Below are 20,022 nucleotides of genomic sequence, written 5' to 3'. Positions count from 1 at the left end.
TGCGAGCTCCTTTTAACTATATAGTAATTTATTTATTTTTAAAATACGCTATTTTCTGAACCGCTTACAAAATTATTATTCTAATACTCTTAATGTTATTATCATATATAATATTTTCTAAGACTTCATAATAACAGAGAAATATGAAAAATATATGAAGAATAAAAAATCGTAGCTTTCAATAAAATGAATGCTACGATTTTATTCTTAATAAGTTCTTTTCCAAATTGACTTACTAAACATAATTAACATAGGATATATCTCTAATCTACCTGCAAGCATGCAAAAAGATAAAACAATTTTACTTAACTTTGAGAAATTAGAAAAGTTCCCCATTGGTCCTACCATCTCTAGACCAGGTCCTACATTACTTATGGCAGTCAATACTGATGTAATATTAGTAACTAAATCAAAACCATTAAAAGAAACTATAAATAAAGCTATTAAATATATTACGCTATACGCTGCTATAAATAATAATACACCTGATATTGTTTCTTCATCTACTACTTTACCATCTATTTTTACACTTTGTATTCTTTTTGGATGAAGTATTTTATCTATTCCACGTCTTACAGCTTTTAGCATTATTACTAATCTTATAGTCTTTATTCCACCAGCTGTTGAACCAGCCATTGCTCCCACTATCATAAGTATCATTATTATAGTTTTACTTAGAGATGGCCACAAATTAAAATCTGTTGTTGCATATCCAGTTGTTGAAATAATAGATGCAACTTGGAATGATGATTGCCTTATTGACAATCCTATATTTCCATTATTAAAATCTATTATGTTTATTGCTATAAACACGATAGATACTAAAACTATTAGCAAGTAATACTTTAATTCTTCATTTTTAAAGAATCCCTTGATATTTCCTTTTATTAATTGAAAATACAGTGAAAAGTTCACTCCAAATATTATCATAAATATTGTAATAATCCATTCAGCTGCTGGATTATTAAAAGCTCCAACACTTAAATTCATATTAGAAAAGCCTCCAGTTCCAGCTGTTCCTAATGCATGTATTACAGAATCATATACTGATAAACCCGATAGTATTAACAGTATAGTTTGAATAATAGTTAACACCAAATATATAATATATAGTATTTTAGCTGTTTCCCTTATCTTTGGAACAATTTTTCCTGGATTAGGTCCTGGACTTTCCGCTTTTAATAAATGAATACTATTAGATCCAATAGTTGGCACTAATGCTAATACAAAAATCAGGAAACCCATTCCACCTATCCAATGAGTTAAACTTCTCCAAAATAATATTCCCTTTGGCAAAGATTCTACTTCAGTAAGTATGGTTGCTCCTGTTGTAGTAAATCCTGATACAGTTTCAAAAAAGGCGTCTATGTATGATGGAATTGATCCACTAATTACAAATGGTAAGGCACCAAATGCTGCAATAGCTATCCATGCTAGTCCAACTGTCAAAAAGCCTTCCTTTGCGTACATACTTTTATCTTTAATTTTTATATTACGTAACACTAAAGCTACAATTAGTGTAATTGCAATTGTTATTAAAAATGAATTAGCATCTTCACCTGAATAGGTTAAAGCTATTGCAAATGGAAGTAATAAAAGTAATGCTTCATATACTAATACATTACCTATAATTTTTAGAACTATTTTATAGTTCATACCATTTATCACCTCCAGAGAAGATATCATCAATATTTAAAACCTTCATATTCTTAGTTATTATGATAACTCTATCGTTAACTTTTAAATAATCATCTCCAGTTGGAATAATTATTTTATTATTCCTAACAATTGTTGCAACCAATGTATCTTTTCCAAATTTAATATCTTTAAATTTTTCTCCTATATTTTTAGTATCACTATTTACTATAAATTCTATTGCTTCTGCTTTATCATTACATATCCTATATATATTTTCTATGAAACTTTTTTTCTTATTTTTTAAAGCTCTTACGTATCTTAAAATCTTATATGCAGTAACTAACTTTGGATTTACTATAGAATTTATTCCTACAGCTTTTCCTATATCCTTATAATTATCTCTTGTTATTTTTGTTATTACATTATCAACTGATTTATTATAAGCTAAAAGTGATGCTATTATATTGTCTTCATCTCGTCCAGTTAAAGTTATAAAACTATCAACTTCAAGTAAGTTTTCTGATAATAATAACTCCTCATCCATACCATCACCATTTATTATTATAGAATTTGGTAGTAGATCATTAAGTTGTTCACATATTTTAACATCTCTTTCTATTATCTTACAATTCACCCCAGCTTCAGTTATGATTTTTGCAAGATAATATCCTATTTTGCTTCCGCCTACAATCATAGCTCTTTTTACTTTTTTCTTATATTTCCCAAGCTTATTAAAGAAATTTTGTATATCCTTATGTTCTCCTATGACGTATACCTTATCATCCTTTTCAAATATATAATCGCCTCTCGGCATTATGAACTCATCATTTTTCTCAATTCCACAAAAAAGAACATTTCCTCTTATAAATCTTATATCACTTATTTGTTTTCCTTCAAGATCACTATCATCTGATACTTTAAATCCAACCAAGTTAACTTTTCCATCTGAAAAATCATCTATACTACAAACTGATGGATATTTTATTAATTTTGCTATTTCTACTGCTGCAGCCTTTTCAGGATTTATAACTAAATCTATGCCTACTGCTGCTGTTAGTAGCGTTATATCTTCATCATATCCCGGAGTTCTCACTCTTGCTATGGTATGTTTGACTCCTAACTTTTTTGATGCAAGGGAACAAAGCATATTCAACTCATCACTCTCAGTTACAGAAATTAATAAATCTGTTTCTCTTATCCCCGCCTCATTAAGTACTTTAAGACTTGTACAGTTGCCTTTAACACACATTACATCCAAACTATTATTAATATGTTCTAACGCCATATCTTTATTGTCTATAATAGTTATATTGTCCCCGTCTATAGATAGATATTTAGCTAAAGTATATCCTACCTTACCAGCACCAACTATAATGATATTCATTTTATTTCTCCCTTGTAATTCTTATAATATTATTTATAATGTATAATATCACAATTATACATTATAAATAATATTTATCAAGATATTAAAAAATATTATTAGAATCTATTTTTATGTATTTTTATATAAATAGTAAAATATAGTTTCATTTAATAAAGAAAGGCATTTAAAATCTCAATTTATCAAAAGTAAATTTATAAAAATATGAAAATATGAAACTTTTTACAAGCTATAAATTATATAGTTTGTTGTATTAAAAATCCCAGCAAATTATTGCTAGGATTTTTGGGTGATTTATTAGTAATATATACAGTTTTATTTTCTAAATATCCATAGTTTGTTCATCTTTAGTATTAATAAAAATAGAATCATTAAGATAGTTCCTATTGTTGCGATTACATTTATAACTTTGTCTACCTTAACACTGTTTTTCAATATTTTTTCAATACCTATATATATCAATACTCCAATTATTCCACCTAAAGTGTTGTTAATTATATCCGTAATATCAGAAGCTCCAACATTCAATATAAATTGAAATACTTCACATATCAAACTAATTAAGAAAAACAAGAAAATTTTCTTTGCAGTACTCCATCTTTTAAACAAAATTCCTGCATATATACCAAACGGTACAAAAATTACTATATTCATAATAATTTCGCTAAAAGCAAGTTTACCATTTAATATTAAAGGTTCACTAAATGGAATTAAGTTTACACTTCTCATATTTCTTAAAGGAGGTAATTGTACATTAAATTTAAATACTATAATCCAAAATAATGCAATCAAATAAATTATAAATAGTATATTAGTTAACTTATTTATTTTATTATTATCTTTCATATTGTCCTCCATCCTTATACCTCTTGTACTTTTGTTGGTAATCTAACTTCAAATATAGTTTTATAATCATCACTATATGCAGATATAGTTCCATTATGAAGCTCTATAATATTTTTTGTTATTGATAAGCCCAATCCAGAGCCTCCTATATTACTATTTCTTGATTTTTCTATTCTATAAAATCTATCAAATATATAAGGTAACTCTACTGATGGTATAGATTGCCCATAATTTATAATTTGAATTATAGCCATCTCTTTTTCAGCCATTGTAACTATATCAACATAATGTCCGTCATGACCATATTTAATTGCATTAGTAAGCAAGTTTTCAAATGCTCTAACTAATTTTTCTCCATCTGCATTAACTATTAACTTATCATTTGAAAAGTCAACTCTTGATTCCATATTTGAATTTTTAAATTGCCACTCAAAATAAGCCACCGCTTGACCTAACAGCTCAACTAAATTAATATCACTTTTATCTAGTTTAATGGTATTATTTTGCATTTTAGTAAGTTCAAACAAATCGTTTATAAGTAAATTTAAGCTTTTTGATTTTTCATATGCTATATTAGCATAATATCTAAGCCTGAGCTCATCTCCATATTTATCACTATCTATAATCTCTAAATATCCCATTATTGAAGTTAATGGTGTTCTTAAGTCGTGTGAAACATTTGTTATTAAGTCGTTTTTAGTTTTTTGTGCTATTCTTTCTTCTACAGTTCTATTTTTTAACTTAGTTGAAATACTATTTATATTTTCCGCTAATACTTTCATATCTCCTTTAAAATTAACTTCTATTGACTTATCTAAGTCTCCTTTGGCTATTATTTCAGTCTGCTCTATTATGTCTACTAAACTTTTAGTTTTTTTATACGTTATTAATAAATAAAAAATTATAAATATTGACACTCCTATGATTATAGCTATAAATCCATCAAAAACCCTATACTTTATGAACCTCCAAAAGGCCCAAATATATTGTACAAATTCATATTCAGTATTTTTATATAGATAATTTAATATTATTTTCAAGATAAAAAACGTTAAGGCAGTTAGGATTAAAGAAATTATTATATCAGCTACTGAAGATAGTATTACTCTATATATCTTATTATTTTTCAATTTTATAACCAACTCCCCATACAGTGTGAATTATTTTATTTCCTTCCATATATTGCTCTAACTTATCTCTAAGCCTACTCATATGTACCATTACAGTATTGTTAGATTGATAATATCTTTCTTTCCATACCTTTTCAAATATTTCTTCTGTACTAAAAACCCTTCCTCTATTTATTGCTAATAAATATAAAATTTCAAATTCTCTTGCTGTTAAAGATACTTCATTATCATCTATTGTTACCTTATGCTTACTTTTATCTATAACCATTGATTCGATTCTTATTATATTCTCCAAGTTTTGAATCTTAGTATTTAAAAAGTATGCTCGTCTAAGCAATGCTTTTATCCTAACTGTAAGTTCTAAATGATTAAATGGCTTACATACATAATCATCAGCACCTGTCATAATTCCTTGTATTTTATCCATATCTTCTGTTTTAGCGCTTAACATAAGTATTGGTATATTATACTTTTGCCTTACTTTCCTACAAACTTCTAACCCATCCATTCCTGGCATCATTATATCTAGAACCATTAAATGAATTTCCTCTTTATCTAATATTTCTAAAGCTATTTCTCCACTACTTGCTTTAAAAACTTCATAACCTTCATTCTTAAGATTTATTTCTAATAAATCTCTTATTTCCTTTTCATCATCTATTACTAAAATATTATTATTCATTTATCCTCCATATTAAATAATTACTTTTCTAAATATTCCTCTAAAGTAATTTTATTTTCATATATATATTTAGCAGCCTCTTCCCCTACATATCTTATGTGCCAAGGCTCATACTCAATCCCTGTTATATCTTCCTTTCCTAAAGGATATCTTATAACAAATCCAAATCTATGACAATTATTTTCAAGCCAATCTCCTTCTTTAGTTCCTTGAATTAAAAATTCATTTTCATTTGTAATATCAATACATAACCCAGTTTGATGCTCGCTGAATCCTGGTTTAGCTACATATGATTCAGCATTTTCTAATCCTTGAGATTTTACTCTATTATTAAAAAGATTCTTTTGTGAGTTATATGACCTATATCCAGAATTACCTAATAATATTATACCTTCATTCTTAGCTTCATTCACTAAGTTTTCTAATGGTTTAATAATAACTTCTGAAACATGCTTTTCTTCATTATTTACTAAATTGGTAAATTTTATATTAGGAATAGTTAAATTTTCAGGTTTATAATTTTTACTTAACCCATGATTTTTATTTACTAATAGTAAATAATCATTTGTATTAGCATAATTATTTGTATTAATATTATTTCCATTTACTAGATTATCTTTTTCATTTAAACTAATTTTATTTCCATCAAAAAGTAAATCCTTTATAGATAAAATATCATTTTTTGATAAATATAACACTCCAAAACTTATTAAAATAAATATTAGAAATCTCTTTAATTTCCTTTTCATATTTCGCACTCCTCTTCTAACCTTATGGTGCTAATTTTAAATTACACACCTTACAACTCTTATAAAAATTTCTTACGAAACCTTAAGTTTTGTAAAAGATTATTTTGAGGAGTGATTTTTTACAAAATAATAACTGGAGATATCATCTTACAAAAGATAACTTCCAGTTATTATTAGTCCTTTTACTATTAATTAATAATCCTTCAAGATTCTTTATCCAATAAGTATTTTATCTAGTAATAAGGATAGTATGGATATGGAGGTGCATAGAAAGGATATGCTAATAATGATAATGCTGCTAAATTACCAAGAGGAAATCTTCTTCTCCTAAAACGCCTATATCTCCTTCTAGGACGTCTATAAAAATCTCTTTGTTGATTGTTAGGTTCATTATCATCTTGCTCCATAACATCTTCGCCCACTAGAACCACAATACTATCATTATCAACATCTTCAATTATTCCATCCACCACACTCCCATCTGTCATTGTTAGAATACTATGATAATATAAATTTTTTTTACATTGATCATATAAAGGTTGTAAGTCTCTATAGTAATCAATTCTTTCTAAAGTCACTTTTTAACCAACTCCTTTCGTATTTATAGTATTCATTTATAAGATTAACTGTCCCATATAGTAATAAAATATTTTAAAAAATGACTAATACCCTTATCTAATTAATAAGTTTACTAGTCATTTTTATAACATTATATTTATCTATTTACTACCTTACCCTGTAATCCTTCTATTACATCTAAAGTCTTTTCATGTAATGATTCATTAAAGCTAGCACAAAGACTTCCATCAACTACTATCTCTACATTTCTAAATTGTGACTGAAACATAACCACTAATAACTTTTTCATCTCAAACTCCTTCCTAATACTATAAGCTTTATTATTTTCAAGTATTGTATATACCATTGATATTTCTTTAATAATATTATCTTATTATAATAAATTTATAATAAATATATTTATTATAATAATGAAGATAGTTACATAAAATTTCAACTAATAAGAACTTTAAGCAAACATTTTACATATTATAAATTATAATAAAACAACTTTATTCAAGAGGTGCTTAATATGAAAACAACAAAATTCTTCTATAATGTAAATAGAATTGTCGTTAGACCTGGACTTGAATCTTCTTATATAGATTTTAGTAAATCATTAAATAGATATCTTCTAAAGGAATATCCTAGATATTATGCAGGATTACAACTTTATCAGGATAATTCTATCAGTAATATATTTTATGTTGTTGCGTCTTACTACGATGTACCTGGAGTATATAAAGCTGCAAAGTTAATTGGTGATGATATAAGCTGCATTTATGATAAGAAATGGGGTTCTTCTGTTGAACGAACTTCTCTTTTTTCATTCCTCAATTGCAAAAGAATATTCTAAGATAAATTACGAAAATATAGGGTGATTAATCGCCCTTCTTATATTTTTCAAAGAAAAATAGTTAGAGGTAAATTTTTATCTACTTTAAACTATTGATAATCCTCCATCTACCACAATATGTTGTCCTGTAACATAACTGGATGCGTCAGAAGAAAAATATAAAATAGTTCCATTTAATTCACCCTTTTTAGCAGGTCTAGATGCTGGACAAAGCATATTATAGCTCTTTAAAAATTCTTGAGATTTAAATAATGTATCTTCTGTCATTTCTGATTCAAATAAACCTGGACAGATAGAATTTACTGTTATTCCAAATTTCGCATAAGATGCAGCCATACCTTTTGATAATCCTAAAACGGCTGCTTTAGATGCATTATAAGAGTGTCTAATAAATATATCACTTTTATCTGCTAATAACGCATTAATAGAACTTATATTAACTACTTTACCGTAATTTTGATTTTTCATAATTGGAATAACATACTTACTAACTAAATAAATACCTTTTACATTAGTATCCATACTCTTATCCCAATCTTCTTCACTAAGAGTATCTACACCACCACGTACAGCTATTCCTGCATTATTTAGTAAAATATCAATTCTTCCAAACCTATTAATAATAGCTTCTACTGCTGTTCTAATTTCTTCTTCCTTAGTAACATCGCATTTAAGAGCAATAGACTCTACCCCTAAGTTTTTTATTTCCTTCGCTAAGCTTTCTATTTTTTCAACTCTTCTTGCTAATACACAAACATTTGCTCCTTCATTAGCATATGCCAATGCCGCATCTCTTCCAAGCCCACTTGAAGCACCCGTAACAACTGCAATTTTCCCCTTTAATTCGAACATATCTATACCTCCCATAATTTAAATTTATTCGTACATTATATTATATATTTGCTTCTTGCAAAAAAGTCTTAATTACAGTTTGTATCAATATTTCTTTTTTTATAAATAATCTTTTCTTTTTACATATATATTATATAATATTAGCATGATATCTTTTGAGGGGGTTAATTTTATGAATAATACATTAACTGAGGAAAACATAAAAAAGCTAAGAGAAGAATTAGAATATAGAATGACAGTGAAAAGAGCTGAAATTGCAAAGGAAAAGGCAATAGCAGCTGCACATGGAGATAGATCAGAAAATGCTGAATATAAGGAAGCTTGTGCAAATTATAGAGAAAATGATAATAGAATCCAATACTTATTAAATATGATTTCAACAGCAACTGTTGTAGATGATGAAAAAATTGATAAATGTGCTTTAGGAATTAATAGTAAAGCTAAAATTAAATTTGTTGAAGATGATTTTGAAGATGTTATAACTTTAGTTACTGTTATGGACTCAGACCCTGAAAATATGTGCATAAGCATAGAGTCAGATTTAGGCTTAGCTCTAAAAGGCAGAAAAGTTGGAGACATTGTTGAAGTTGCTGCTCCTGAAGACAAATATACTGTTGAAATATTAGAAATTTTATAATACAGAAAAGTACCTATAGCACAATAGTTTTAAATTGCGAAGCAATTTATATAGTTCACAGCGCACAGTTCACAGTTCACAGTTTTTGGAATAAAGTAACAGGGAACAGGTTATGATATAAATTGCAAAGCAATTTATAAATGAAAGAATGAAAAAATTAAAACAACTGTGCACTGTGCCTTGTGAACTGTGAACTGAAAAATGCTTCGCATTTTATTACAATTATTCTTCATAGATCATCTTTTTAGTCATTCCGCCATCTACAATTATATTGGCACCATTTATAAAATCACTATCTTCTTCACATAAAAATAAACACGTTCTTAATATATCACTTGGCTTTCCTACCCTTCCTGATGGATGCTGCTTATGATCTATTTCTCTAAGGTATTCATAATTATCTACTTGTATCCATCCTGGACTTATAGTATTTACAGTTATAGGTGTATTTGATAAAGATATAACTAGACTATTTGTTAATGAAACAATTCCACCTTTTGAGGCTCCGTATGCTTCCCAATCAGCTTCATTTTGATTATATCTAGTTGAAGCTATATTTATAATTCGCCCAAAATTCTCTCCCTTATTTGCTTTTACAAATTCTTTACAACAAATAAAGCTACCTCTTAAATTGGTATTTATAACATTATCAAATTCTCCTACATTTATATCAAATATAGATTTACTATATGAGCTTATTGCTCCATTATTTATCAATATATGAATAGACCCATATCTTTCAATAGCCTTAGAAAAAACATCTTTTACTTCACTTTCATTTTTTAAATCAGCTCTATAAAAATCAATGTTTTCATCATTGTATTTAACATCTAAAATATCAATTGCAATTACTTTATAGCCTTTATCAGCAAAACCTTTTGCTAAGTGGTATCCTATTCCCTTTGCAGCTCCCGTAATTAATGTAACTTTCATATACCAATACACCGCCCTATTAGTTTCATAACTTTATAGTACTAAATCAAAATATAAGCATATTCATCTAGACCAATACTATTAAATTTAAAGTCAAAATATATTTAATATAATAAATTTAACTCTCTCTCTACAATGATTATCTTACTTTAAATTCTTTATTCCTTCTTCCAATATCCTTAATTGTAGTAGTGTTTGTTCATCTGTTATAGTTTTATTTTTATTATTCACTATTACTTCATATAAATCATCATATACTCTTCCATAATCACCTTTAACAGATTTAACTTTTTCCTCATGAATTGTTCCTTCATCATCTATATATGTTAATGTTCCATAATGATTAAAAGAATCTACTCCAAAGTCCTTATTTGTTGGCATATAAAACATCTTTAAATGCTCTTCTTGACGATCCTTAGTTTCTTTTACAAAACATCCTTTTTTCCCATATAAAACAAAACTAGGTCTTTCTTTTATTCTAAAATAACTAGATTTTACAGATACTTTTAATTGTCCATAATATAAATCTAAATCAAAATAATCGTTCATTCTGCCTGTTCCTAATAATTGTCTAACATCATAATTAATTTTATAAGGCTCACCAAAATAGCTTATAACTTGATCTAATGTATGACAAGCATGACCATAAAAATATGAATCATATGGTGAAAAACTATTAGTTGATTCTGGTACCTCTGGACGATAATAATCAAAATGCATTTCAAGTTCTAGTAATTCTCCAAGTTTTCCTTCTTCTATTACCTTTTGTGCCGTTAAAAAGTCACTATCAAATCTTCTATTTTGATATGCTTGAACTATTAGACCTTTTTCCTTTGCTAAATCAAATATTTCTTTTGCTTCATCATAAGTTTTCATAAATGGCTTTTCAACTAAACAATGCTTATTATGCTCTAATACTAATTTTGCATAATCATAATGACTATCTTGTCTTGTACAAACTACTATTAATTGTATATCCTTATCATTTAATAATTCATCTAAATCTGATGTATACTTTACTCCATTTATTCTATCCCAAGATTCATTTTTAGGATTCCTTTGATATATTGTCTTTATATTTATATTTTTTCTTTGTAAAACAAATGGCAAATGATATCTATTAGTACTTTTCCCATTTCCTATATAGCCAATTGTAATCATATTTATCCCCCGTAAAATTTATATTTTATAAAAATTATATCATATTTATAGAATATTGCAGATATTTAAATATTAATAACCTTTCCTCCTAGTTCATAATCCCATTTAAATGAATTATATTCTAAATTCCAACTACTAGAATAAAACTTAAAACCCACGAGAATCTATTATGTATATTCTCGTGGGTTTATTTTAGGTTTGCAATATAAATATTATAAAATTATTCTTATATATGGTCGATAGTTCTATAGGTCAATTAAATACCTAGGAGTTGTTTTTTCTTAATATTAAACTCCTCTTCGGTAATAACCCCCATGTCCAATAAATTTTTAAACTTTAAAATCTCATCTGCTGAACTACAATTCTTCTCTGAAGTTGTTGTCTGTGCTGATGAATTTGGTTTAGATTCCTGTATATCTAAAAGTAATTCATGTATTTTATCATTAATTTTTCTTACTGCACTTTTATTTATTGAAACATTAAAAGTTTCCTTTATAGTATCTATAGTAATAATACCAGTTATTGCACCTGTTGTCATAGTAATATCATTAACATTTTTTAATGATATAGTTTGAATTATTTCTCCAACCATCTTCTTTTGTGCCATGATAATTCTTTTATTAGTAACAGCATAGGCAAAATTAGAATCATGTTTACCACTGCTAACATAATTATGAAGACCAATAAAACACATTAGTACTTTTTCATCTGAACTTAAAGCATTTTCTATTAATTGAAAATGCTTTAATGACCAACTCTTATCTAGTCCCATTCCGTAGTTATTATCTATACAATATTGATACATATCATTTGCATTTCTTGAAATTTCATTCTTATTATCCTCTTGGCTAGAAAATCCTGCAGAATCATTACTTTTTATATATATTTTTTGGTATATATAATCATATAATTCTTTAAATTCATTTAAACTTTTTTTTAGAAATATAACTTTATATGAAGCTTTTTGGGTAGTAATTATGACCATTCCATTTTTGAATAATGTTGGTGCCACAAAATTTACACTCTTAATATCATTAAAATTGCATTCCTCTTTTTGTACTGCTTGTTTAATTAATATATTTTCTCCATCAATAGTTACTTTATTTCCTCCATAACCCTTGTACTCTTTCACTCTAAACCACCATACCCTTATAATTTTTTTAATATAACTTCTATTTACTCTATAATTTATATTATCATCAAACTTCCATTATGTAAACTTTTCCAATGATTTTATTACGCAAAACTTAATTTATATTTTTATCTAGTATAACTATAATAAAATAAAAAACTGCTATATTTTTAATATAACAGTTTTTTCTAAATATTTCTTTATATCTTTTCTTATAATTTATTCAAATTATAAAGATAATCAAAACTCTTTTTGAATCTTTCCATTCCAATTTTAAGCTTAGATAGTGTACATCCACAATTTAAACGAAGGTATTTTTCTCCTCCATAAACTTCGCCCTTCATTATTCCAACTCCACCAACATTTACTAAAGCCTCTTGAATTTCATCACTAGAAAAAGGAACTTTTCTGCAATCTATCCAGGCTAAATATGTGCCTTCTGGTTTTGTAAAAACTATATCTTTAAAGTTTTCTTCTATAAAATTCTTAACATATTCCATATTTTTATCTACATATTCAATAAGATCTTTTACATAATAATCACATTCATTATATGAAATCATTGTAGCATACATTCCAAGAATACTTACTGAATTCAAGAAGTCTTTACTTCTTGTTTGTTTGATAAATTGTTCATATATTTTTTTATCTGGAATTATTGCGTAAGATCCAATTAAGCCTGGATAATTGAATGTTTTGCTTCCTGATGATACTAAATATACATCATTATATTCATTTAAATATGAAATAATAGGTGTATGTTTATTTCCTTTAAAAACTATATCACTATGAATTTCATCACTAATTATCTTTACATTATATTTCTTACAAAGATTTATTATAATGCTTAATTCATTTTCTTTCCACACTCTTCCTGTTGGATTATGAGGTGAACATAATAATAAAACCTTGCAAGTTTTAATCTTATCTTCAAATTCATCTATACTAAAATAAAGGTTTCCATTATCATTATATAATTGAATTTTTACTAATGTCCTTTTATTTTCTTCAATGACATTAAAAAATGCATCATACATAGGATTAAATGTTGCTATTTTTTCTCCTTCTTTGCATAACATCCTAATTAATACTGCTACTGAATACATAACTGAAGGGCTGTATAATATCCAATCTAGATTTACATCACAATTAAATTTTTTTATATAATGGTTGGCTATAGCTCCCTTAAAGTCATCATGATTCCACCTAGAATATCCATAAATCTGATGTTCTAACACTTTATTTAATTTTTGGTACACTGGTAATGGCACCTTAAAATCAGTATCTGATATAGAAAAAGGAATTAAATCCTTTTTATTAAAACGATCTTGAATATAGTCCCATTGAGTACAATATGTATTTAGACGATTATTTTCTTCATCAAAATTATGCTTCATATTATTCCTCCAAAATTATCATTTCTTTAGTTGTATTATTAAGTGGAACTCCTATCCCATCTTTAATTAAAACATCATCCTCTATACGTACTCCCCCTAAACCCGGTATATATATTCCTGGTTCGCATGACATTATCATATTGTCTTTTAAGATAACATTAGAACTTTGATTTAAATATGGTTGCTCTGCTCCATCCCCAATTCCTATTCCATGACCAAGTCCATGATTGTAGTATTCACCATACCCTGCATTAATAATTATATCTCTTGCTACCTTATCTACATCTCTAGATAAAGCACCTGTCTTAATTGCATCTACCCCAGCCTTTTGAGCTCTCTTAACAGTTTCATATATGTTTTTTATTTCCTCACTTGGTTCTCCTATAAATATCATTCTAGTCATATCAGATTGGTAGTTCTCATACTCTATTCCAAAGTCTATCATTATTGGTTCATTAGAATTTATTTTTCTATCTGTAGGCCTTCCATGAGGAAGTGCAGTCCTAGGGCCTGATGTAACAATTGTATCAAAAGACATTTTATTAGCACCTGAAATTAATGAGTAATATTGTATCCATGCATTGATTTCTCTTTCACTAACTCCAACCTTAATATGCTTTAAAACCTTGGAAAATATATCATCTGTAATTTTACAAGCCTTTTTTATTACATCTATTTCATGTTTATCTTTTAAAATTCTTACCTCATTAAGTTCTTCTTCAATAAGAAATACACTAAAGTTATAGTTCTTAAGTTTTTCATAATCAGTTATTGAATATGAGCTAGCTTCTATCCCTAAAACCTTATAATTATGTTCATTCATAATATTATTTATAATATCAAAATGTGACTTTTGAGATTTTGCTGGTGTGTTCTCTATTATTTCAAAATCACTTTCTTTTTCTTTTACTTCCTCTACATATCTTCCATCCAATATAGCGTATGATTTATCTTTTGTTATAAAGAGATGTATCCCACTACCAGTCACGGTATCTAAATACTTCTTAATTGTTTTGGATTTTATTAAAGCTGCATCAATATTTAGTATATTAAGAAGCTCTTTTATTTTATTAATATGTTTAGCCATAATATCCTCCTCTAATCTTAAAGGGGAAGCTTAACTTCCCCTTTATTTTTAAAAATCTAAGTCATCTAAAAGTGCTTGATCTTCTTCTGATATTTTTGATTCTTCTACTGAATCTCTTACTGTTTCTTGTTTTTCATATAACTTGAAGAATGGATACCATATTAGTACTGATCCTATCATTTGTAATGCATTTACAACTATTGTTACCCAGTCTCCATTAACTAAAAAGCCTTCTAAAAATACTCCAACATATGGAGGGTTAAAAAATGGTTTTGCTAAAATTCCAGCCCACATTAAAAATGCTGGGAATGTTCCTAAAATAGTACCACCTATAACATATGGTAAGAAAAATGTTGGATTAAGTACTATTGGTGCTCCAAATAATATAGGTTCATTTATACCAAATAAAGCTGGTATTATAGATACTTGTCCTACACGTTTATATGCTTTGTTTTTTGATAATAAGAACCAAAATACTAAACCAAAGGTAACTCCTGTACCTGTGAAGTTTGCAAAAGCACTAGTCATACCTCCTGTATAAAAGTGAGGTAATGCTTGCCCACTAGCCATAGCTTCAATATTTTCTGCTAAAAATTGAGCTGCTATTGGTGCTGTAATTGGTGATAATACTGATGGATGTATTCCGAAAAAGAATAATAAACAACTAAGAAAAGTAATGAATACGAATACAAATGGATTATCTAATGATCCAACTAATGGTGCTAAGAATCTTGTTAAAACTTCTGGAGGTAATACATCAAAAATTGCTAAACTAGTAAATCTGATTGCTGCAAAAACTCCAACTATAATTACTGTTGTTGGTATTAATTCAAAAGATCTTGAAACAAAATCTGGTACATTTTCTGGCATACGTATTGTGAAGTTTTTCTTCTTACACCAATGATATAATTGAACTGCTATAATACCTGAGATCATTGCCATAAATAACCCTTTAGTTCCTAGATACTTTATACTCATACCTCCATCTTCAGTGAAAGTAAATGTAAGTAAAAGAAATCCAACGGCACCTAAAACCATACATCCTGGAACGTATAATTTATAATGCTCACCTAAGAAATAAGTAATACATAAACAGACATATAGGCCCATCATACCTATTGTAAGATAAAATGGTAAGTAGAAATTGTCCATATTGTTTACTATGAATTTACCTATACCTGTTTCTACACCAATCATATTAGCAATTGCTTCTGGAATCAAACATAAGCTACCTATAATTAATATCGGAGTCATTGCTACCATTGATTTTTTAATTGCATTTAGATGTGGTTGCTTATCCATTTTTCTTGCTATTGGAGTTAGATATTTGTTCATAAATGCTTCAAATGCTTTAAACATAATTTTCTCCCCTTTTATTATTTATTAAATTATTGTTTATTATCCAGTTGAGCTTTTCTATAAGCAAGTAAGGCCATCTTAAATGCTGTTGCTCCATCCATTTTCCCGTAAGTATCTTGGTCTATGACTGTATACGGAATTTTTTTTGGATCAATAATCTTTTTGATATAATCTAGTTTGTGTGCAATTTGTGGCCCAACCACAACTACATCACAATTATCTGCCTCATGTTCTAACAAATCTACTGGAATTGCTACAAATTCAAAATCCTCCTCATTTAACTTTTTACTTGCCCTTACTGTTTTTTTCATACTGTCCATTAACATTGTAGTTGAAAAACCACCTGCGCAACATAATACTATTCTCATTTTTTAACCTCCTTAGATTCAAATACATCTATTATTTTTTCTATAAGATCTCTCACAAGTTGTGAAGACATATAATGATCTTGAGCGTGTACCATAAGTAAACTTACTGGTAATTTTTCTCCATCATCTTGTGAAAGCTCCTTTCTAATTAATTCAGTCTGAGCTTTATGAGCCTCGAGATCAATATCTCTTGCTTCCTTTAAAAGAGCTCTTGCTCCTTCGTAGTCAGACTCCTGGATTTTCTGAAAAGCTTGGAATGCCTTTGCTTTACTATCTCCTGCTGCTGATATAATTTGTAATATTTGCATTTCTAATTCACTCATCTTTACCCCTCCTATTCGTAACTTGAAATATTGCTATATTCTTCTTTTGTAAAAGCTTTTATTACATATATGATTAAATTTATTAAACCTTCAACATCTCTTAAATCAGTCATTGAATAACTTCCATGACAATATCTTAAAGGTATTCCAAGTACAATGCTAAGTTTTCCTCCATTACTTAAATGTGCTTGAGCTGCATCTGTACCGCCACCTCTAAACATATCACATTGAAAATCAATATTATTATCCTTTGCCATTTTTTTGATCCATCTAAGTAATTTTTTATTTGGTATCATTGTTTTATCATAATGAACTATCATACACCCCTTTGATATCTGGCGTTGATTAGTATAATTTCTGACTAAATCTGGTGCACAAGCTACATCAATTGCAAATATAATATCTGGATTTATTTTATCTGCACAACACTTTCCACCTCTTGTACCAACTTCTTCTGAACTTGTAAAACATAAATATATATCATTTTCATGATTAATATCCTTTAGTTTTTTATCTACCTCCTTTAAAACATAACATCCAACTCTATCATCTAAAGCTTTTGCCATTAGTATATTTTTATTTATCATTTCACTTTTGCTATCAAAGGTAACCATATCCCCTACATTTATTCCTAAATCTAAAACTTCTTCTCTACTGCTTAATCCAATATCAACATAAAGGTCTTTTACCTTATGATTTTCATCAAAAGAGCAATTCATTAAACCTTTAATTTTAACTCCATCATCATTAGTAATGATAACCTTTTGAAAAGATTTTGCAGAATCTTTAACTCCACCAATGCAAATTAAATTTATCATACCAATGTCACTAATACTCTTTACCATAAAGCCAACTTCATCCATATGTGCACAAAACATTAATTTAGGACCATTTCCTTTGTGATTTACAATCATGCTTCCAATTCCATCATAAGATATTTCTCCTATAATATTTTTTGAAAGTATATCTCTAATCTCTTGTTCATTAGATGCTATTGAATCTACCTCACATATTCTTTTTAATAAATCTATATCCAAATGTGTATCACCTCCTACATCTTTTTGCTTATTAATGCTATAAACTCCTTGAAGCTGTTTACTTTCAATATATCTTGTATCATTTTTTTATCATTCATAATTTCAAATAAATCTCTTGTAATTTCTTTATGTAACTCTAAATTTTCTTTTTGAAGAGAAACCATAAATATTACATTTATTTTTTTGTTATTAACTTTAATTGGATTCTTTAATATATTTATAAAAACTATATCTTTATTTCCTATCATTTCAATTGGATGGGGTATTGCAACCCCATTTAAATAAACTGTTGAAGAAAAAGATTCTCTCCTTAAAACTAAATCAGTATAGTTTTTTCCTCCAACACCATCTTCTTCAATTTTCTTAGCCATACTTTCTATAGTCTTTATATAATCTTTTTCATTTTCAGATATAATAAAGTAACTTGGATTAAAAAAGCGTTTAATATAATAATCTTTAGTTTTACTTATAAATACCTTATCTATTTTATCTAAACTTACTAATTGCTTTATTTTCAAAATATCATAATCATCTAAAAGTTCTTTGATATATATTAAAGGCACTTGAAGATTTGAGGTAATCTCAATAGTAGCAAATATGATATCTGGATTATATTCTTCTAGTTCTTTTAATTGAACTATTGAAAATGTCTCTATTTTAGATATATTAAATAAACTGCTTAACTTGAGTTTAGTTAAATACGCGCTTCCCCCTCCTGATGAACAGACAATTGCAATTTTATTATATTTTTTAAGCTTATTTGTAAATTCTTTTTCCATATGCACCGCAAAATGAGTAGTTATGAAGCCTATTTCATCTCGTGTTGGTTTAATTCCATATTTTCTTTCTAGCATTTCTCCAAATGAAATTGCCATATTAAATATTGAAGCATACTTTATAGATAGTTCATCTACAATTGGGTTAGTATAAGCCACTTTAAATTTAAGTCTGTTTATTAGTGAATTTATATGAAGTGTTAACAATCTTTTAAAATCTTCATCCTTATTAAATGATGTGTTATTTTTTTCATCTAACTCTTGCAAAAATTCACATATATCAGATGGTAACTGTTTTAAATCTTCAAAGTCTTCTTTTTCTTTTTTAGTCTTCATGTTTATTAGTTTATAAAGTTCTTTTTTATCTTCTTCAAAAAATCCTACATTATATTTTTCTTTCATGGCAAGCTCTAAGTTGTTCTGTGTATCTTTTATTAATAACTTCTTATATTTCAAATTAATATATATCGTTATTTTTAACCAAGCTAATATTTCCTTTAGTTCTGAATAATCAATTATTAAGTTTTCTTTCTTTATTTCATCAATTAATGCTTTTTTTATATAAGTAAATTCCTGCCCAATAATTTTATCAATATATTTCCTAATAACTTCATTTTCTTTTAAATAAAGATTAACAATTAAATCTTTTCTTTTTTCTAAAGATTCATTAACTTTCACTCCATAATGAGCTTTTCTTTCTACTGTAAGATTATATTCTTTTAGATAATTATCAACATCTACCTTAAATTTGTTTATTAAAGACTTACTGCTATTAAATTCTTCAACTATCTCTTCAATTGTTATGTAACTTTCCTTTAATGCTATATACGCTGATATATTTTCTACAGTTACTTTTGGTTTATTATCCATTCTTTCTAAATCTTTGATGAAATTTTTTAATTTTTCATCATTTGTTATCTCTATAAGATATCCTTTTCCTCTTTTTTTCATTAGTATAAAACCTTTTTCTAATGAAATATTTGTTAAGTATGAAAAGTCATTTTGTAGTGTCCTTTTGGAAACAGAATATTTATCAATGAAATATTCTATAGTTAAATATCCATTAGCTTCTATCAAATCATTGATAATATTAAGTTCTCTCATAAGTACACCTCCT

21 protein-coding genes are annotated in these 20,022 nt (G+C 27.2%); 2 read left to right on the top strand and 19 right to left on the bottom strand.

Annotated features, from left to right (window positions below):
* Positions 1-207: 207 nt before the first annotated feature.
* From ABDZ60_RS11050 to ABDZ60_RS11015, 8 genes are all read right to left on the bottom strand, one after another.
* Complete coding sequence (locus tag ABDZ60_RS11050) at positions 208-1,656, bottom strand: TrkH family potassium uptake protein (protein ID WP_343778138.1); 1,449 nt, start codon at positions 1,654-1,656, stop codon at positions 208-210.
* Positions 1,646-3,022, bottom strand: a complete 1,377-nt coding sequence (trkA, locus tag ABDZ60_RS11045; RefSeq protein ID WP_016208594.1) for a Trk system potassium transporter TrkA — start codon at positions 3,020-3,022, stop codon at positions 1,646-1,648. Before trkA ends, ABDZ60_RS11050 begins: the two co-directional genes overlap by 11 nt.
* Before the next feature lie 315 nt (positions 3,023-3,337).
* Positions 3,338-3,868 carry a VanZ family protein gene (locus tag ABDZ60_RS11040; RefSeq protein ID WP_343778136.1) on the bottom strand — a complete coding sequence of 177 codons (531 nt, stop codon included), beginning with the start codon at positions 3,866-3,868 and terminating at the stop codon, positions 3,338-3,340.
* Positions 3,869-3,882: 14 nt separating this feature from the next.
* Positions 3,883-4,998 carry a sensor histidine kinase gene (locus ABDZ60_RS11035; RefSeq protein WP_016208596.1) on the bottom strand — a complete coding sequence of 372 codons (1,116 nt, stop codon included), beginning with the start codon at positions 4,996-4,998 and terminating at the stop codon, positions 3,883-3,885.
* Positions 4,988-5,680 (bottom strand): response regulator transcription factor, encoded by a 693-nt coding sequence (locus ABDZ60_RS11030; RefSeq protein WP_016208597.1) that lies wholly within the window; start codon positions 5,678-5,680, stop codon positions 4,988-4,990. The genes ABDZ60_RS11035 and ABDZ60_RS11030 overlap by 11 nt, the downstream gene beginning before the upstream one ends.
* A gap of 20 nt (positions 5,681-5,700) precedes the next feature.
* Positions 5,701-6,429 carry a M15 family metallopeptidase gene (locus tag ABDZ60_RS11025; protein ID WP_343778133.1) on the bottom strand — a complete coding sequence of 243 codons (729 nt, stop codon included), beginning with the start codon at positions 6,427-6,429 and terminating at the stop codon, positions 5,701-5,703.
* Between the two features lie 233 nt (positions 6,430-6,662).
* Positions 6,663-7,007, bottom strand: coding sequence for a hypothetical protein (locus ABDZ60_RS11020; RefSeq protein WP_016208599.1), 345 nt, complete (start codon positions 7,005-7,007; stop codon positions 6,663-6,665).
* A 137-nt stretch (positions 7,008-7,144) separates the two neighbouring features.
* Positions 7,145-7,297 carry a hypothetical protein gene (locus ABDZ60_RS11015; protein WP_425544858.1) on the bottom strand — a complete coding sequence of 51 codons (153 nt, stop codon included), beginning with the start codon at positions 7,295-7,297 and terminating at the stop codon, positions 7,145-7,147.
* Between the two features lie 222 nt (positions 7,298-7,519).
* On the opposite strand from ABDZ60_RS11015, the gene ABDZ60_RS11010 reads away from it, so the two are divergent.
* Positions 7,520-7,843, top strand: a complete 324-nt coding sequence (locus ABDZ60_RS11010; protein WP_016208601.1) for a hypothetical protein — start codon at positions 7,520-7,522, stop codon at positions 7,841-7,843.
* Between the two features lie 84 nt (positions 7,844-7,927).
* Here the strand turns inward: ABDZ60_RS11010 and ABDZ60_RS11005 are convergent, their stop codons facing one another.
* Positions 7,928-8,695: an SDR family NAD(P)-dependent oxidoreductase gene (locus tag ABDZ60_RS11005; protein ID WP_343778130.1), complete on the bottom strand. Its 768-nt coding sequence runs from the start codon at positions 8,693-8,695 to the stop codon at positions 7,928-7,930.
* 172 nt (positions 8,696-8,867) lie between these two features.
* Between ABDZ60_RS11005 and ABDZ60_RS11000 the strand changes: the two genes are divergently transcribed.
* Positions 8,868-9,332: a GreA/GreB family elongation factor gene (locus tag ABDZ60_RS11000; RefSeq protein ID WP_343778128.1), complete on the top strand. Its 465-nt coding sequence runs from the start codon at positions 8,868-8,870 to the stop codon at positions 9,330-9,332.
* A 222-nt stretch (positions 9,333-9,554) separates the two neighbouring features.
* Here the strand turns inward: ABDZ60_RS11000 and ABDZ60_RS10995 are convergent, their stop codons facing one another.
* The 10 genes from ABDZ60_RS10995 to ABDZ60_RS10950 form a co-directional block, all read right to left on the bottom strand.
* Positions 9,555-10,265, bottom strand: coding sequence for an SDR family oxidoreductase (locus ABDZ60_RS10995; protein WP_047000521.1), 711 nt, complete (start codon positions 10,263-10,265; stop codon positions 9,555-9,557).
* Between the two features lie 144 nt (positions 10,266-10,409).
* Entirely contained in the window at positions 10,410-11,426 is a 1,017-nt protein-coding gene (locus ABDZ60_RS10990; protein WP_343778125.1) for an oxidoreductase, read from the bottom strand.
* Between the two features lie 256 nt (positions 11,427-11,682).
* Positions 11,683-12,558: a PH domain-containing protein gene (locus tag ABDZ60_RS10985; protein WP_343778123.1), complete on the bottom strand. Its 876-nt coding sequence runs from the start codon at positions 12,556-12,558 to the stop codon at positions 11,683-11,685.
* Positions 12,559-12,770: 212 nt separating this feature from the next.
* The gene (locus ABDZ60_RS10980; RefSeq protein WP_343778120.1) at positions 12,771-13,955 is read right to left on the bottom strand and encodes a MalY/PatB family protein; all 1,185 of its coding nucleotides are present in this window, start codon (positions 13,953-13,955) and stop codon (positions 12,771-12,773) included.
* Between the two features lies 1 nt (position 13,956).
* Positions 13,957-15,042, bottom strand: a complete 1,086-nt coding sequence (locus tag ABDZ60_RS10975; protein ID WP_343778118.1) for a M24 family metallopeptidase — start codon at positions 15,040-15,042, stop codon at positions 13,957-13,959.
* A 48-nt stretch (positions 15,043-15,090) separates the two neighbouring features.
* Entirely contained in the window at positions 15,091-16,401 is a 1,311-nt protein-coding gene (locus ABDZ60_RS10970) for a PTS sugar transporter subunit IIC (RefSeq protein WP_016208610.1), read from the bottom strand.
* 29 nt (positions 16,402-16,430) lie between these two features.
* Complete coding sequence (locus ABDZ60_RS10965) at positions 16,431-16,769, bottom strand: PTS sugar transporter subunit IIB (RefSeq protein ID WP_047000515.1); 339 nt, start codon at positions 16,767-16,769, stop codon at positions 16,431-16,433.
* The gene (locus ABDZ60_RS10960; protein ID WP_016208612.1) at positions 16,766-17,092 is read right to left on the bottom strand and encodes a PTS lactose/cellobiose transporter subunit IIA; all 327 of its coding nucleotides are present in this window, start codon (positions 17,090-17,092) and stop codon (positions 16,766-16,768) included. The genes ABDZ60_RS10965 and ABDZ60_RS10960 overlap by 4 nt, the downstream gene beginning before the upstream one ends.
* An 11-nt stretch (positions 17,093-17,103) precedes the next feature.
* The gene (gene ypdE / locus ABDZ60_RS10955; RefSeq protein ID WP_343778115.1) at positions 17,104-18,129 is read right to left on the bottom strand and encodes an aminopeptidase; all 1,026 of its coding nucleotides are present in this window, start codon (positions 18,127-18,129) and stop codon (positions 17,104-17,106) included.
* A 14-nt stretch (positions 18,130-18,143) separates the two neighbouring features.
* Positions 18,144-20,009 (bottom strand): BglG family transcription antiterminator, encoded by a 1,866-nt coding sequence (locus ABDZ60_RS10950; protein ID WP_343778113.1) that lies wholly within the window; start codon positions 20,007-20,009, stop codon positions 18,144-18,146.
* Positions 20,010-20,022 lie beyond the last annotated feature (13 nt).

Source organism: Clostridium sartagoforme, assembly GCF_039521405.1.
Taxonomy (GTDB): Bacteria; Bacillota; Clostridia; order Clostridiales; family Clostridiaceae; genus Clostridium; species Clostridium sartagoforme.
This window is presented reverse-complemented; position numbering and strand designations above follow the sequence as displayed.

Excerpts from the sequence above, each read along its gene's own strand:
- ABDZ60_RS11000 (WP_343778128.1), top strand. The coding sequence starts at position 8,868 with ATGAATAATACATTAACTGAGGAAAACATAAAAAAGCTAAGAGAAGAA.
- ABDZ60_RS10980 (WP_343778120.1), bottom strand. The coding sequence starts at position 13,955 with ATGAAGCATAATTTTGATGAAGAAAATAATCGTCTAAATACATATTGT.
- ABDZ60_RS10950 (WP_343778113.1), bottom strand. The coding sequence starts at position 20,009 with ATGAGAGAACTTAATATTATCAATGATTTGATAGAAGCTAATGGATAT.
- ABDZ60_RS10960 (WP_016208612.1), bottom strand. The coding sequence starts at position 17,092 with ATGAGTGAATTAGAAATGCAAATATTACAAATTATATCAGCAGCAGGA.
- ABDZ60_RS11015 (WP_425544858.1), bottom strand. The coding sequence starts at position 7,297 with ATGAAAAAGTTATTAGTGGTTATGTTTCAGTCACAATTTAGAAATGTA.
- ABDZ60_RS11050 (WP_343778138.1), bottom strand. The coding sequence starts at position 1,656 with ATGAACTATAAAATAGTTCTAAAAATTATAGGTAATGTATTAGTATAT.
- ABDZ60_RS10990 (WP_343778125.1), bottom strand. The coding sequence starts at position 11,426 with ATGATTACAATTGGCTATATAGGAAATGGGAAAAGTACTAATAGATAT.
- ABDZ60_RS11040 (WP_343778136.1), bottom strand. The coding sequence starts at position 3,868 with ATGAAAGATAATAATAAAATAAATAAGTTAACTAATATACTATTTATA.
- ABDZ60_RS11005 (WP_343778130.1), bottom strand. The coding sequence starts at position 8,695 with ATGTTCGAATTAAAGGGGAAAATTGCAGTTGTTACGGGTGCTTCAAGT.
- ABDZ60_RS10965 (WP_047000515.1), bottom strand. The coding sequence starts at position 16,769 with ATGAGAATAGTATTATGTTGCGCAGGTGGTTTTTCAACTACAATGTTA.
- ABDZ60_RS10975 (WP_343778118.1), bottom strand. The coding sequence starts at position 15,042 with ATGGCTAAACATATTAATAAAATAAAAGAGCTTCTTAATATACTAAAT.
- trkA (WP_016208594.1), bottom strand. The coding sequence starts at position 3,022 with ATGAATATCATTATAGTTGGTGCTGGTAAGGTAGGATATACTTTAGCT.
- ABDZ60_RS10970 (WP_016208610.1), bottom strand. The coding sequence starts at position 16,401 with ATGTTTAAAGCATTTGAAGCATTTATGAACAAATATCTAACTCCAATA.
- ABDZ60_RS11010 (WP_016208601.1), top strand. The coding sequence starts at position 7,520 with ATGAAAACAACAAAATTCTTCTATAATGTAAATAGAATTGTCGTTAGA.
- ABDZ60_RS11030 (WP_016208597.1), bottom strand. The coding sequence starts at position 5,680 with ATGAATAATAATATTTTAGTAATAGATGATGAAAAGGAAATAAGAGAT.
- ABDZ60_RS10995 (WP_047000521.1), bottom strand. The coding sequence starts at position 10,265 with ATGAAAGTTACATTAATTACGGGAGCTGCAAAGGGAATAGGATACCAC.
- ABDZ60_RS11025 (WP_343778133.1), bottom strand. The coding sequence starts at position 6,429 with ATGAAAAGGAAATTAAAGAGATTTCTAATATTTATTTTAATAAGTTTT.